Origin of the sequence: Cupriavidus sp. 2KB_3, assembly GCF_052115685.1 — a bacterium.
Classification (GTDB): Bacteria; Pseudomonadota; Gammaproteobacteria; order Burkholderiales; family Burkholderiaceae; genus Cupriavidus; species Cupriavidus campinensis.
On the sequence record NZ_JBFRHD010000006.1, the window covers coordinates 57,412 to 70,515 of the forward strand.

The 13,104-nt window shown below is 66.6% G+C and carries 12 protein-coding genes; 8 read left to right on the forward strand and 4 right to left on the reverse strand.

Features of this window, described 5'->3' with window-relative positions:
- Positions 1-85 precede the first annotated feature (85 nt).
- Positions 86-301, reverse strand: coding sequence for a hypothetical protein (locus tag AB4120_RS07750; protein ID WP_144199821.1), 216 nt, complete (start codon positions 299-301; stop codon positions 86-88).
- Between the two features lie 337 nt (positions 302-638).
- Between AB4120_RS07750 and AB4120_RS07755 the strand changes: the two genes are divergently transcribed.
- Positions 639-1,229: a PadR family transcriptional regulator gene (locus AB4120_RS07755; protein WP_149138670.1), complete on the forward strand. Its 591-nt coding sequence runs from the start codon at positions 639-641 to the stop codon at positions 1,227-1,229.
- A gap of 9 nt (positions 1,230-1,238) precedes the next feature.
- Here the strand turns inward: AB4120_RS07755 and AB4120_RS07760 are convergent, their stop codons facing one another.
- Both AB4120_RS07760 and AB4120_RS07765 read right to left on the reverse strand, forming a co-directional pair.
- A complete protein-coding gene (locus AB4120_RS07760; protein ID WP_149138671.1) occupies positions 1,239-2,234 on the reverse strand; it encodes an NAD(P)H-dependent flavin oxidoreductase in 996 nt (331 codons plus the stop codon).
- A 42-nt stretch (positions 2,235-2,276) separates the two neighbouring features.
- The gene (locus tag AB4120_RS07765) at positions 2,277-2,708 is read right to left on the reverse strand and encodes a nuclear transport factor 2 family protein (RefSeq protein ID WP_441642122.1); all 432 of its coding nucleotides are present in this window, start codon (positions 2,706-2,708) and stop codon (positions 2,277-2,279) included.
- Between the two features lie 183 nt (positions 2,709-2,891).
- Here AB4120_RS07765 and AB4120_RS07770 point away from each other — a divergent pair, with 183 nt between their 5' ends.
- Positions 2,892-3,944, forward strand: coding sequence for a tyrosine-type recombinase/integrase (locus AB4120_RS07770; RefSeq protein ID WP_149138673.1), 1,053 nt, complete (start codon positions 2,892-2,894; stop codon positions 3,942-3,944).
- A 130-nt stretch (positions 3,945-4,074) separates the two neighbouring features.
- The gene (gene galE / locus AB4120_RS07775; protein ID WP_149139363.1) at positions 4,075-5,094 is read left to right on the forward strand and encodes a UDP-glucose 4-epimerase GalE; all 1,020 of its coding nucleotides are present in this window, start codon (positions 4,075-4,077) and stop codon (positions 5,092-5,094) included.
- A 126-nt stretch (positions 5,095-5,220) separates the two neighbouring features.
- Here the strand turns inward: galE and AB4120_RS07780 are convergent, their stop codons facing one another.
- The gene (locus AB4120_RS07780) at positions 5,221-5,529 is read right to left on the reverse strand and encodes an H-NS histone family protein (RefSeq protein WP_144199831.1); all 309 of its coding nucleotides are present in this window, start codon (positions 5,527-5,529) and stop codon (positions 5,221-5,223) included.
- A 570-nt stretch (positions 5,530-6,099) separates the two neighbouring features.
- Between AB4120_RS07780 and AB4120_RS07785 the strand changes: the two genes are divergently transcribed.
- The 5 genes from AB4120_RS07785 to AB4120_RS07805 all read left to right on the forward strand — a co-directional run bounded on the left by AB4120_RS07785 (position 6,100) and on the right by AB4120_RS07805 (position 13,002).
- Positions 6,100-7,878 carry a methyl-accepting chemotaxis protein gene (locus tag AB4120_RS07785; protein ID WP_149138674.1) on the forward strand — a complete coding sequence of 593 codons (1,779 nt, stop codon included), beginning with the start codon at positions 6,100-6,102 and terminating at the stop codon, positions 7,876-7,878.
- Between the two features lie 133 nt (positions 7,879-8,011).
- A complete protein-coding gene (locus tag AB4120_RS07790; RefSeq protein ID WP_149138675.1) occupies positions 8,012-9,997 on the forward strand; it encodes a putative bifunctional diguanylate cyclase/phosphodiesterase in 1,986 nt (661 codons plus the stop codon).
- A 211-nt stretch (positions 9,998-10,208) separates the two neighbouring features.
- Positions 10,209-10,592, forward strand: coding sequence for a response regulator (locus AB4120_RS07795; RefSeq protein ID WP_149138676.1), 384 nt, complete (start codon positions 10,209-10,211; stop codon positions 10,590-10,592).
- Between the two features lie 183 nt (positions 10,593-10,775).
- Entirely contained in the window at positions 10,776-11,264 is a 489-nt protein-coding gene (locus AB4120_RS07800; RefSeq protein WP_144199839.1) for a chemotaxis protein CheW, read from the forward strand.
- Between the two features lie 79 nt (positions 11,265-11,343).
- A complete protein-coding gene (locus AB4120_RS07805) occupies positions 11,344-13,002 on the forward strand; it encodes a methyl-accepting chemotaxis protein (RefSeq protein ID WP_149138677.1) in 1,659 nt (552 codons plus the stop codon).
- The last annotated feature ends 102 nt before the right edge of the window (positions 13,003-13,104 follow it).

The window sequence follows — 13,104 nt, forward strand, 5'->3', positions numbered from 1 at the left end:
AAAGCCCGCAAACCAGTTGCGGGCAGAAATCCCAGGTCCCGGAGGGACAGGAGGAGACAACCGACACGGGCCGGTGGGCGGGAAATCAGGTCAGGCTGTACTTGACCACTTGTTCCTCGACACCGACAAAGCGCACAAGCTGGCGCAGCCCGCTTGCGTATTCCTTGATGTGATGCCCTTCCGGCGTATCGGGCAGCCGGTAGTAGATTGGGGCCGAACCGGCGCGGGCGCGGGCCGCGGGGGCAGGCGCGGCGGCTTCGCCAGCGGCGGAGCCTTCGGCAAATTCCGGTCTTGCGTTCATAGACAACTCCCGGGAGACGCATGACGCGGAACGTTGGGCCGGCAAAGGGGCGCGCGCATGCGGGTGGCAATGTCTGGAATGTATTGCAATCGGTCGGGAAATGCCATTTCGTTTTTTTTAGATCTGTTTCGAGACAATTGACTAAATTGTCATAAATAGACGCCGGCGCGCATTGCCGATGCCCCGGGCCGCAACAAGCGCGTATCCCATGGGTTAACGGCATGACGCCGCGTGACTTGCGCGTTACCATACCGGGCAGCTTCACCGCGGCCCGCCCGCTCACCGTGGGGCAGGATTGCAACCTTCATGCCAGGCCTCCGCACCCAGATCCCGCCTCATGTCTACCCAGCACGCCCTGTTGATCTCGTTGATCGAAAAGCCGTCCTCCGGCTACGACCTCGCGCGCCGGTTCGACAAGTCCATCGGTTATTTCTGGCACGCCACGCACCAGCAGATCTATCGGGAACTGGGCCGCATGGCCGATCACGGCTGGATTGCCGCCGATGAGCAGGGCAACAGCGTGACCAACGGCGAGCCCGCCGAGGCGGATGGCGCGGAGAAGAAGAGTCGCAAGAAGGTGTATCGCGTGTTGCCGGCTGGCCGCGACGAACTGGCGCGCTGGGTGCTCGCCCCCGGGCTGGGGCTGGATCAGCGTGAGGAAATTCTGGTGAAGCTACGTGCAGATGCTGCCATCGGACCACTTGGACTGGCCGACGAGATGGCGCGGCTGATTGCGCTGCATGAGGCGCGGCTTGAGACGTTTCTCAAGATCGAGCAGAAGGATTTCGCGGCTGGGCAGGCCGACCGCACGCGGCAGATCCATCATGCGCTGCTCAGGCGCGGCATCCGCTACGAGGAAGACTGGGTGAAGTGGGCCAAGGACCTGCTGCCGTTGCTGGCGGCCCCGGCCGCCAGCGACAACGCCTAAACGCTACCGTCAGGCTACGTCGAGCGCGGAGGCCGCGCTGGCCGGCGCTGCCTCGGCCAACCCCAGGCGGCGGCGGGCGAGTGCGTATTCCTCCACAAATCGACGCACCAGTTCGCCGGCCGGCACCACGCGCTTGATCGCACCCACGCCCTGGCCGGCGCCCCAGATGTCCTTCCACGCTTTGACGCTCGCCGAGCCGAAATTCATCTTCGAGGCATCGGAGGTGGGCAGGGCCTCGGGGTCAAGCCCTGCGCGCACGATGCTGTTGCGCAGGTAATTGCCGTGTACGCCCGTGAACAGGTTGGAATAAACGATATCGTCCGCCGAGCTATCGACGATCATCTGCTTGTAGGCGTCCTGGGCGTTCGCTTCCTGCGTAGCGATGAAGGCCGAGCCGATATAGGCGAGGTCTGCCCCGGCGGCCTGCGCAGCCAGCACGGCGTTGCCGCTGGCGATGGCGCCGGACAGCAGCAGCGGGCCATCGAACCATTCCCGGATTTCATGCAGCAGCGCAAACGGCGACAGCGTGCCGGCATGGCCGCCCGCGCCGGCGGCCACGGCGACCAGCCCGTCCGCGCCCTTCTCGATCGCCTTGCGCGCAAACGTGTTGTTGATGACGTCATGCAGCACGATGCCGCCATAGGAATGCACGGCGTCGTTGACTTCCTTGCGCGCGCCGAGGGACGTGATGACGATGGGCACCTTGTAGCGCACGCACAGTTCCAGGTCGTGCTCGAGGCGGTCGTTGGACTTATGCACGATCTGGTTCACGGCGAACGGCGCGGACGGGCGGTCCGGGTGCCTGGCGTCGTGCTCGGCCAGTTCCGTGGTGATGCGGTCCAGCCATTCCTCGAGCTTCTCGGCCGGGCGCGCGTTCAGCGCCGGGAACGAGCCGACCACGCCGGCCTTGCACTGGGCGATCACGAGGTCGGGGTTGGAAATGATGAACAGCGGCGAGCAGACAGCCGGCAGCGACAGGTTCTGGAGCAGGGCGGGCAGGGCCATGGTGGGATTCCTCTGAAAGATATGCGTGGTAATACGGGCCGCTCAGGCGCCCCGCAAGATGTGTTTCTGGGCGCCGAGGCGGGCGCCCATGGCCTCGCCAAGCGCCTGCAATGCGCTCAGCGGGCGCACCATGACCTCGAATTCGACGATCTTTCCGGCTGCATTGAAACGGATCATGTCGATGCCTTTCAGCGCCTTGCCGGCCACATTGGCACTGAATTCGAGCACCACGCTCGCCTGGTCGTCACCGACGAAGCTGCGGTGGTAGCGGAAGTCCTCGAAGACCTCGTTCACCGTGGTCAGCACCAGCTGGATGGCGGCGCGGCCCGGGTAGGGCGTGTGCGCCACGGGGGAACGGAACACCACTTCGTCGGCGACGATGGAATCGAGCGCGTCCATATTGTGGGTGGCGATCATCGTGTGCCACGTATCCAGCGATTGCGCCGCGGCGGGCGCGAGTGAGAGGTTTCGCATCGGGTCTCCTCCGATCACGTCGTTGGGAATCGTATCGCGTATTTATGCAACTGGTTGCATAGTGGATGGCAAGGTATCACGGCGCCGCGGCGTTTTGCAAGCGGCCTCGTGTGGCTTCGTGTGCCGGGTTGTCTACAATGCACGCATCGCCGCTTTTTCGCGGCGCGTCATTCAGGAGCGCCCTTGACCACGCCTTCCGGGGCCGACCCGCAACCCGATGCCCTGTTCGATGCCGACCTCGACGCCTGGCACCGTCAACCCGAGCGCGCGTTCGATGGCTGGCTGGCCAGCCACGGTTTCCGGCACGGCACCGCCGTCGTCTATCGGGCGATGTGGGGCAAGCTGCTGCGCTGGTCCGGCGAGCAGGGTTTGCCGCCGCTGACGTGGTCGGCAGGCCAGATTGGCGCGTTTCTCGATGCGCAGGACTTGCACAAGCGCCATCGCTATCGTTATGCGCGGCTGATCGAGCGGGTTTTCCACCATCTGTCGCTGCTGCAACAGAATCTGCACAATCCCGCGAGTCAGGCGGTGAAGAATCATCTGGCGGAGGGGGACAACGACCCCACGGCCTTCCTGCTGCCGGGCGAGCGGGACCTGCTGGTGGCGCGCGTGCTGTCGCCCGATGGGCTTGAGCGTCCGGACCTGTCGCGCGGGATTTCGCCTACGCAGTGGAAGCGGGCGCGCGATGTGGCGCTGATTGCCGTGCTGCTGGGCGGTGGCCTGAAGGTGGCCGAGGTGCGGGCGCTGCGCGTGGAGACCATCGACGGATTGGACGAAGACGCGGAAGGCGGCGCGCAAGAGGGCGCCGGGCTGGCCCTGCGCATGGTGCGCCCGGACAACGGCCGCGCCTATACCGTGCCGCTGTTCCCATTCGCCGATGCGCCGCTGCGACACTGGCTGGCGTTGCGCGCGGCCGCCGGCACGCTCGGCGAACTGGTCTTCCCGGCGATGGCAAACGGGCGGCCGATGCATGCGGCATCCATCTACCGTCGGGTGGAGTTGCTATTAGAGGAGGCCGGCGTGCTGGCCGGGCGGCGCGAGCGGGCGTCGCCGCAGACGCTGCGCAATACGTGCGGCGCGATGCACTTTGATGCCGGCACCGCTCCGGCCAGGGTGGCCCAGGTGCTGGGCATGCGCGATCTGGAGTCCGGCTGGCGGCTGCACGCCGCCTATGAGGCTTGGCAGGCACGTGCCGGCCTGCCCCCGGCCGCGCATTCGGCGCCTCAGCCGTCTTGACGATGGCGCTGTGATGCAGCCGTGATATGTTCGGCGTAACCTGCGCCGGCTATGATGAGCGCCCCGCGTAAAGCGCCTGATCCGGCGCGTGGCATCGCCCCCGAACCCATTTCTGACCCTGACCCTTTCCATGGCTGAGACCTTACTGCTGACCGGTGCCACCGGCTATATTGCTTCCCACACCTGGGTGGCACTGCATCAAGCGGGTTACAACGTTGTCGGTATCGATAATCTCTGTAACAGCAACCGGGCGGTTGTCGAACGCCTGGCACGGATTACCGGCGCGACACCCAATTTCGTCGAGGGTGACGTGCGTGACCGCGCGCTACTGGACAAGCTGTTCGCCGAACACAAGATTTCCGGCGCGATCCATTTTGCCGCGCTGAAGGCGGTTGGCGAGTCGGTGAGCAAGCCGATCGAGTATTACAGCAACAATCTCAACGGATTGTTGACGCTTTGCGCGGCGATGCAGTCGGCCAACGTGAAACAACTGGTATTCAGTTCGTCGGCCACGGTTTACGGCAATCCGCATGCCGTGCCGATCCTCGAGGATTTTCCGCTGTCCGCGACCAATCCGTACGGCCAGACCAAGCTGATGGGCGAGCAGATTCTGCGTGATCTCGAGATTTCGGATGAAAGCTGGCGAATCGGATATCTCCGGTATTTCAACCCGGTTGGCGCCCACGAAAGCGGGCTGATTGGCGAAGACCCGGGCGGCATCCCCAACAACCTGATGCCTTATGTGGCCCAGGTGGCGGGCGGGCGCCGGCAGAAACTGAGCGTCTATGGCGGCGACTATCCCACCGTGGATGGCACCGGCGTGCGCGACTATATCCACGTCTGCGACCTGGCCGACGGCCATGTGGCGGCCCTGAAATACCTGCGCGAGCAGCCGCGCGGCATGACCGTTAACCTCGGCACCGGCCGTGGCTACAGCGTCCTGGAGGTGGTGAAGGCTTACGAACGCGCGAGCGGGCGGCCCGTTCCCTACGAGATCGTGGCACGGCGGCCGGGCGATATCGCCTCCTGCTATGCCGATCCAGCGCTTGCCCAGGAACTGCTTGGCTGGCACGCCCAGCATGACATCGACCGGATGTGCGAGGACTCGTGGCGCTGGCAGTCCATGAATCCGAACGGGTTTGCGGGCTGACCGATGACGGGCGCGTACCCGTTTCTGCGGCGTTGGCGATAACGTAGCGCAACCAAACGAATCGCAACAAAAAACCGGGCCAAGGCCCGGTTTTTTGTTGGTGCGGTGGTTCGGTGGATGCGACGATCAGCGGATCAGGAAATCTTCCACCGATTTGCCGTTGGCCAGTGCCTGGGTCAGCCAGCCCGGACGCTTGCCACGGCCGGTCCAGGTATTGCCCGCGCTGTCACGATAGCGCACCGGCACCTTGCGTGCGGCCTTCTTGCTGGCCACGGCCTTGCCGCTGCCAAAACCGAGATCGTCCGCAGTCAGGCCATATTGTTCGATTTTTTCGCGAATATCGGCAATCACAGCCGCCTGCTCGCGCGACTTGATCTCTTCCGCCTGCTTCTGCAGTTCGCTGATTTTCTGAACGATTTCCTGATAGGTCGCCATTTCCAAGCCTCGATTTATAGATGGGTCCGCGAATAGTCGTGGGCATTATAACCGCTGGGCCTGGCACTGCAAATCCCTTTTCCGCGCTGGGGGCTAATTTGCGAAAAGTCTCAAATCACTTAATCCCCTGAACTTTTATCGGGGTGAGCTGTCGCCCCCCGGCATTTGCCAAGGGGCATTCCCGGTAACGCGAGAGCGAATACCTGGGTGGTCAGGATATGCATCGCTACGACAGGGCCACACGCAGATGCGTGTACAAAAGGTGGCGATATTCAGCGGGTGCTGAACTGGCATGCCGATGTGTTTCGGATTCTGCTGCATTTCAGACAATTCGCCTGTTTGACTCGGTTGTTTTGTGCGACGCATCCGATGCATATGTGCGGTGTATGCCACCGCATTTTGCACATTCGCCTGGGGTGCCTTATCCACACCGGGAATTCGATTTGCCAGTTGCCTCAAGGATGGTTGAGACCGCGCCGTTATCGTGTCTTGAGCAGGCTGCCAGGGGTGTCCGCCTGCCGGACCGGTGCCGGGAGGGCGCCGGGTTTCCTCCTTTTCATTCAGCGAATCATGTCCTTTCACAACGATATTCAGATCAAGACCCTTTTGCGGGGCGCCATGGTCGTGCTGACCGCAATCCTGCTGCTCGTTGGCGGGGCTGGGCTGCATGGCATCTCGCAAACCAATGATGCGCTGAAGGAAACCTATTCGAACCAGCTCGCCTCGGCGCTCTCGCTGAGCGAGGCGATGCTGGGCACCACCCGCCTGCGCCTGGCGCTGGACCGTGGCGTGATGCCCGGCAGCGAGAACGACGACATGAAGAAGAACGTGGAGCGCTCCATGATCTTCGTCGAATCGTCCAACGCCGGCTGGAAGCGCTATTTGGCGCTGCCCCAGAACGATGAGGAAAAGGCGCTCGCCACCCCGCTGGACACGGCGCGCAAGGCCTTCTTCGAGAAGGGCGCGGTGCCGCTCCAGCAGGCGCTGGTCGCCGGCAATCGCGAGGAGGCCCTGCGCCTGGCCCGCGACGTCATGCCCGACCTCCAGCGCACGATGGCGGCGGCGCACGAGAAGCTCGAGAAATTCCAGATGAACGCGGCCAAGGCCAGCTTCGAAGCCGCCCAGGCCCGTTTTGAGACCATTCGCCTGTTGTCGATCGCCCTGATCCTGGCCGGCATCGTCGTCGCTATCATGGCGGCCGTGATGCTGCACCGCGCGATCGTGCGCCCGGTGGAGGAAGCGCTCGACGTGTTCGAGCGCATGGCGGGCGGCGACCTGACTTCGCGCATCGTCAGCATGTCGAAGAACGAGGTCGGCCGCATGATGCAGGCGCTGGCCAAGATGCAGGAGAGCCTGTCGGGCATCGTCGCGGAAGTGCGCGGCGGCACCGATTCGATTGCCTCGGCCACGCAGCAGATTGCCGCCGGCAACACGGACCTGTCGCAGCGCACCGAGGAACAGGCGTCGTCGCTGGAGCAGACCGCGGCCAGCATGGAGGAGCTGACCACGGTGGTGCGCCAGAACGCCGACAACGCGCGCCAGGCTGGCGTGCTGGCTGGCGAGGCGTCGCAGATCGCCATGAAGGGCGGCGACGTGGTGGGCCGTGTGGTGGATACGATGAACGAGATCAACGGCGCCTCGCGCAAGGTGGTCGAGATCATCGGCGTGATCGAGGGCATTGCCTTCCAGACCAACATCCTGGCGCTCAATGCCGCCGTGGAAGCGGCGCGGGCCGGTGAGCAGGGCCGTGGCTTTGCCGTGGTGGCCGGCGAGGTGCGCAGCCTGGCGCAGCGCAGCGCCAATGCCGCCAAGGAGATCGAGACGCTGATCGGCGAATCGGGCCAGCGCGTGGAAAGCGGTACGCGTCTGGTGGCCGAGGCCGGCCAGACCATGGGCGAGATCGTCCAGGCCGTGCGCCGCGTGACGGACATCATGAACGAGATTGGCGCGGCGTCGCAGGAGCAGACCACCGGCATCGAGCAGGTGAACCAGGCCGTGAACCAGATGGACCAGGTGACGCAGCAGAACGCGGCGCTGGTCGAAGAAGCGGCCGCAGCCGCCGGCGCGCTCGAGGAACAGGCGCAGAAGCTCAAGAACGTGGTGTCGGTGTTCACGCTGGGTGGCGAGGCCGGACGTCGCGCCGCCGTGCCGGCCCCGGTGCATGCCGCGCCGAAGTTGGCCATGTCGTCGCCGGCCCCGGCCCCGGCACGGGCCGCTGCCCGCCCCGCCAGCGCGCGGCCGCCGGTGGTGCGCAAGTCGCGCGAGGCTGCGCTGGTGCGCCCGCAGTTGTCGGCAGCCGGCGCCGCCCCCGCCGGCTCGCGCGCGGACGACGATTGGGCGGCGTTCTGATCGTCCCAATCATTGTTCGAAGCAAGCGCTTGACTGTTCACATGGCGGAGACAGGATGCCGTGATGCGGGCTGCCCGATGGCCCACATCGAGGGCATGCCGGCATCCGTGCCCGCCACCAACGCGCCGCCCCCATGACTGCCACGAGTTACAGCCTCCTGCTGCTTGCGTCCGTGCTCGGCCTTGCCGCCGCGCGCTGGCGCCGCACGGCATCGGGCGACCGCACGCCGGGCCGCAAGGTCGCGCGCAGCCTGACGTGGTCGGCGGCACTGATGTCGCAGGCCACGCTCGGCATGCCGGTCTGGGTGGCCATCGCCTCCGGCACGCTCACCGCCGCCAATGACGGCGTGAAGATGGCCGCCACGTTCGTGGCCACGCTGGCTGCGACGGCGATCGTCGCGCAAGTGATTCCCCCCATCTTCCATTGGTTCCGCCAGGGCCGGCGCGGCTGGGGCGTGGCCGTGGCGCTGGCGATGGCTTCAGGCGCCGGCCTGGTGGCCGTGGCCGGCGCGCGCCTGGGGCGCGTGTGCGGCGGCACGGCGCTGAGCGCCCGCGCCTGCGTGGAAGCCACCGGACTGCCCGCCCCCGCCTGGCTGGCTGGCGGCCTGGCGCTGCTCTGCGCCGCGATGTTCGCCGTGCACCGTGCGCAGTCGCGCGGCTGGTTGCCCGTACCGGCTGGCGTGGAGCCGGCCCTGGCGGGCGATGGCATCGACGAACTGCCGGCCGGCATGCTCTCGCGCCAGGACCAGCGCACGGGGCGGCGCGGTCCGCCGCGCATTCCCGGCCTGACCGTGCGGCCCGCCGCGCGTGGACAGGCCCCGGTCGGCGAGTACAGCGTGGCCACCGACCTGCCGGACCGCAACGCGTTCGCGCGCTGGCTGGACCAGACCATCGCCCATGCCCGGCTCTCCGAGACCGGCTGCGCGGTGCTGCTGATCCATATCGCCGATTTCCGCGAGGTGGACGAAGTATTCGAGGTGCGCGCCGACGACATCCTCGCCCAGGACGCCGGCGCGCTGGCGCAGGCCGCGCTGAAGCCGCACGATTTCCTGGCCCGGCTGGCGCGCGACGAATTCGCCGTGGGCGTGCCGGAACTGGTGCAGCACAGCCGGGCGCATGAACTGGGCTCGCGCGTGCTCGGTTCCCTGGCCGAGTTCGTGGCGGCGCGCGGCCTGCAGATGCAGATCGGCGTGAATATCGGCATCGCCATCTATCCGCGCGACGCGCAGACCTCCGAGGCGCTGATGCAGGCCGCCCGCGTGAGCCTGGCGGAGGCGCGCGAGAGCGGCTCCAACCAGGTGCGCGTGTTCAATTCCGCCGCCGGCGAGCGCGCGCGCCGCATGCGCGTGATCCGGCGCGACCTCTGGCTGGCCATCCAGGACGATGGGCTGAAGCTGATGTACCAGCCGAAGTTCGATGTGAAGACCCGCCGCGTGGTGGGCGCCGAGGCGCTGTGCCGCTGGCGCCATCCCACGCTGGGCGCCGTCAATCCGGCCGAATTCATCATGGTGGCGGAGCAGTCGGGCCAGATCGACAAGCTCGACGACTGGGTCATCGCCACGGTCTGCGCGCAGGTGCGCCAGTGGCACGACGCGGGGCTGCCCATCGTGCCGGTGGCGATCAATGTGTCCGGGCTGCGTTTCGCGAGCCGGAATTTCCCGCAGTACCTGCTGGAGCAGATCCACCAGCACGACATTCCGCCCTCGGCCATCACGCTGGAGATTACCGAGACCGCGGCGATGAAGGACATCGGCAAGTCGCTGGAGACGCTGGCGGAGCTGCAGGCGCTGGGCATCCAGGTGGCGCTGGACGACTTTGGCAGCGGCTATTCGAGCCTGGGCTACCTGAAGCGGCTGCGCGTGGGCACGCTCAAGATCGACCGGACGCTGATTGGCGGGCTCGATACGGACCCGCAGGGCCGCGCGATCGTCGGCTCGATGGTGGCGCTGGCGCACGAACTGCGCATGAAGGTGGTGGCGGAGGGCGTGGAGTCGAACTCGCAGCTGGACATCCTGCACAGTATGGGCTGCGACGAAGTGCAGGGCTTCCTGATGGCGCTGCCGCTGGAGCCCTCGGCCTTCGCCGATACCCTGCACGGCGCCGAACCGCTGCGCGCCTGACCCCGCGCCAGTCTCCCGGATTAGAGGCTTCCCTCTAATTGGCGTGTTGTAGCCTCAAATCCGTGCGCGTTCGGGACGATATGCTGAAGACAGGGCAGTGGCACGCGCACCGCGTGCGCACGGCTGGCCCGTCCGTCGCCAGCCGCCTGGGCGCCCGAGCGCCCGTTGCACGCACGCAGGCGGACCAACTTTTACCCCCGGAGTCCCCCCAATGTCCCTCCCGAGCATTCTCGTCGTCGACGATTCGCCTTCCCTTCGCCGCATGATCGGCGCCTGCCTGCGGGCCGGCGGCTACACGGTGACGGAGGCCGCCGACGGCAAGGAAGCCCATGAGGTGGCGCTGGAAGGACGCTTCGGCATGCTGGTGACCGATCAGGTGATGCCCGGCATGGATGGCCTGACGCTGATCCGCGCGCTGCGGGCGCTGCCGGCCTATGCCGGCGTGCCGATCCTGATGCTCTCCACCGAACACGACGACCGCATCCGCGACCAGGCCCGCGAGGCCGGTGCGTCCGGTTTCCTGGCCAAGCCGTTCGATCCGGACGAGCTGATGGAGTCGGTGGAAGCCCTGCTGACCCCTCCCACGGAGGGGTAATGTCCGGGTCCATGTCGCCCTTCATTCACCCCGTTTGATGCCGTAAATACTGGAGGGCCATAGCAGGTGTCCGGCGTGCGCCGGCTGCCTCTGGCCGCATATTGTGGGTCGCAAATCGCGGGTCGCCACAAGCCAAGGGGCACGGAACCCCGGCCTCGACCCATCCAGCCAGCGGGGGCAACCATGAATACGAGCATCAACAAGGCAGACGGCGCGGGTGAGGAATTCCTCGCGTTCCGCCTGGGTCGCGAAGAATACGGCATCGACATTCTGAAGGTGCAGGAGATTCGCGGCTACGAATCGGTGACGCAGATCGCCAACGCGCCCGCCTATCTGAAGGGCGTGATCAACCTGCGCGGCACCATCGTTCCCATCATCGACCTGCGCATCAAGTTCAACCAGGCCGAGGTCAGCTACGACCAGTACACCGTGGTGATCATCGTTGATCTCAATCAACGCACCACCGGCATCGTGGTGGACGGCGTGTCAGACGTGCTGACGCTGGCGCCGGCGCAGATCAAGCCCGCCCCGGCGCTCTCCGGCGGCGTGGACACCGAATACATCCGCGGGCTGGGCTCGCTCGAGGGCCGCATGCTGATCCTGGCGGACATCGAGAAGCTGATGAACATCGACGACCTCGCCGCCATCGACGCCGCCGCCAGCAGCCACTGATCCCCACTTCACACCGGCCTACGGCGCGCACGCCTGACAAAGCGCGCTGGCGCCCACGGCATTTACGCAGCAACGAGACATGCGCAACAACCAGCCTGTAACCCAACGCGAGTACCTGCTCTCGCCGAACGACTACCTGATTTCGCGAACCGATCTCAAGGGACGGATCACGTTCGCCAACCGGGCGTTCATCGAGACCAGCGGCTTTACGGCGGAGGAACTGCTCGGCGCGCCGCATAACCTCGTGCGCCATCCCGACATGCCGCCGGAGGCGTTCGCCGATCTCTGGCGCGCCCTGGAGGCCGGCCAGTCCTGGACCGGCGTGGTCAAGAACCGCCGCAAGGACGGCGACCATTACTGGGTGCTGGCCACCGTCACGCCCACGCGCGTGGCGGGCCGCGTGGTGGGCTACACCTCGGTCCGGGCGATGGCCAGCCGGGAGCAGATCGATGCCACGGCCGCGCTGTACCAGCGCTTCCGGGAGAACCGGGCGCGCGGGCTGGCGATTCGCGACGGCGCCGTGGTGCGCACGGGGCTGGCCGGGCTGGTGGGCCGCCTGACGCGCGTGGACCTCAAGCGTCGCATCCTCTGGGCCCAGCTTGCCGGGCTGGTCTGGTTCCTGGCCGCCGCGGGCGGCGCGCACTGGCTCGCGCCGGAGGCCGCCGCGCAACTGTGGCCGTGGCTGTGGGGCGCCTTCGGGCTGTCCGTGCTGTCCTCGTTCGCGGCGGGCTCGATGCTGGTGACGCGCGTGGAGCGCCCGGTGGGCGAGATGCTCGACTTCGCCCTGCGCATGGGCGCGGGCGACCTGACCACCGGCTTCGACCACGAATCGAACGACGAAATCGGCGCGCTGGCCCGGGCCATGCGCACCATGCAGCGCAGCCTGCTGTCCGTGGTGCACGACATCCACGAGGGCATGGCGAACATTTCCACGGCCACGCACGAGGTGGCGGCCGGCAACAACGACCTGTCGCAGCGCACCGAGCAGCAGGCGGCCTCGCTTGAGGAGACCGCCTCGAGCATGGAGCAGCTGACCAGCACGGTCCGCCAGAACGCCGACAACGCGCGCCAGGCGACCGGGCTGGCTGCCAATGCCTCGGATACCGCCGTGCGCGGCGGCGACGCCGTGGGCCGTGTGGTGCAGACGATGGACGAGATCAACGCGGCCTCGCGCAAGATCGTCGACATCATCGGCGTGATCGAGGGTATCGCCTTCCAGACCAACATCCTGGCCCTGAACGCCGCCGTGGAAGCGGCCCGGGCCGGCGAGCAGGGCCGGGGGTTTGCCGTGGTGGCGGGCGAAGTGCGCAGCCTGGCGCAGCGCAGCGCCAACGCGGCCAAGGAAATCAAGGGCCTGATTGGCGACACCGTGGCGCGCGTGGAGAACGGCGCGGCGCAGGTGAGCGACGCGGGCGCAACCATGGACGAGATCGTGCAGGCCGTGCGCCGCGTGACCGACATCATGGGCGAGATCAGTTCGGCATCGGCGGAGCAGAGTTCTGGCATCGAACAGGTGAACCAGGCCGTGGCGCAGATGGACGAGGTGACGCAGCAGAACGCTGCGCTGGTGGAGCAGGCCGCTGCCGCGGCCGGCGCACTGGAAGAGCAGGCCAACCGGTTGCGCGAGTCGGTATCCACCTTCCGCGTCAGCATGCAGGCCGAAGTCCGGCCGGCGCGCCCGCGCAAGGGCCTGCCGGCGCCGGAAGTGGGGAGCGGAGCCGGGTACGCAAGTATCTGAACGTCAAGACGCCACGGGCACAACGTGGCGCCAGGAACGGGGTAAGAGCGGCCTTGCGGCCGCGATAACAACGCGGGAGGCGGCAACCGATGCCCATCCCGG

Excerpts from the sequence above, each read along its gene's own strand:
- AB4120_RS07750 (WP_144199821.1), bottom strand. The coding sequence starts at position 301 with ATGAACGCAAGACCGGAATTTGCCGAAGGCTCCGCCGCTGGCGAAGCC.
- AB4120_RS07755 (WP_149138670.1), top strand. The coding sequence starts at position 639 with ATGTCTACCCAGCACGCCCTGTTGATCTCGTTGATCGAAAAGCCGTCC.
- AB4120_RS07760 (WP_149138671.1), bottom strand. The coding sequence starts at position 2,234 with ATGGCCCTGCCCGCCCTGCTCCAGAACCTGTCGCTGCCGGCTGTCTGC.
- AB4120_RS07765 (WP_441642122.1), bottom strand. The coding sequence starts at position 2,708 with ATGCGAAACCTCTCACTCGCGCCCGCCGCGGCGCAATCGCTGGATACG.
- galE (WP_149139363.1), top strand. The coding sequence starts at position 4,075 with ATGGCTGAGACCTTACTGCTGACCGGTGCCACCGGCTATATTGCTTCC.
- AB4120_RS07780 (WP_144199831.1), bottom strand. The coding sequence starts at position 5,529 with ATGGCGACCTATCAGGAAATCGTTCAGAAAATCAGCGAACTGCAGAAG.
- AB4120_RS07785 (WP_149138674.1), top strand. The coding sequence starts at position 6,100 with ATGTCCTTTCACAACGATATTCAGATCAAGACCCTTTTGCGGGGCGCC.
- AB4120_RS07790 (WP_149138675.1), top strand. The coding sequence starts at position 8,012 with ATGACTGCCACGAGTTACAGCCTCCTGCTGCTTGCGTCCGTGCTCGGC.
- AB4120_RS07795 (WP_149138676.1), top strand. The coding sequence starts at position 10,209 with ATGTCCCTCCCGAGCATTCTCGTCGTCGACGATTCGCCTTCCCTTCGC.
- AB4120_RS07800 (WP_144199839.1), top strand. The coding sequence starts at position 10,776 with ATGAATACGAGCATCAACAAGGCAGACGGCGCGGGTGAGGAATTCCTC.
- AB4120_RS07805 (WP_149138677.1), top strand. The coding sequence starts at position 11,344 with ATGCGCAACAACCAGCCTGTAACCCAACGCGAGTACCTGCTCTCGCCG.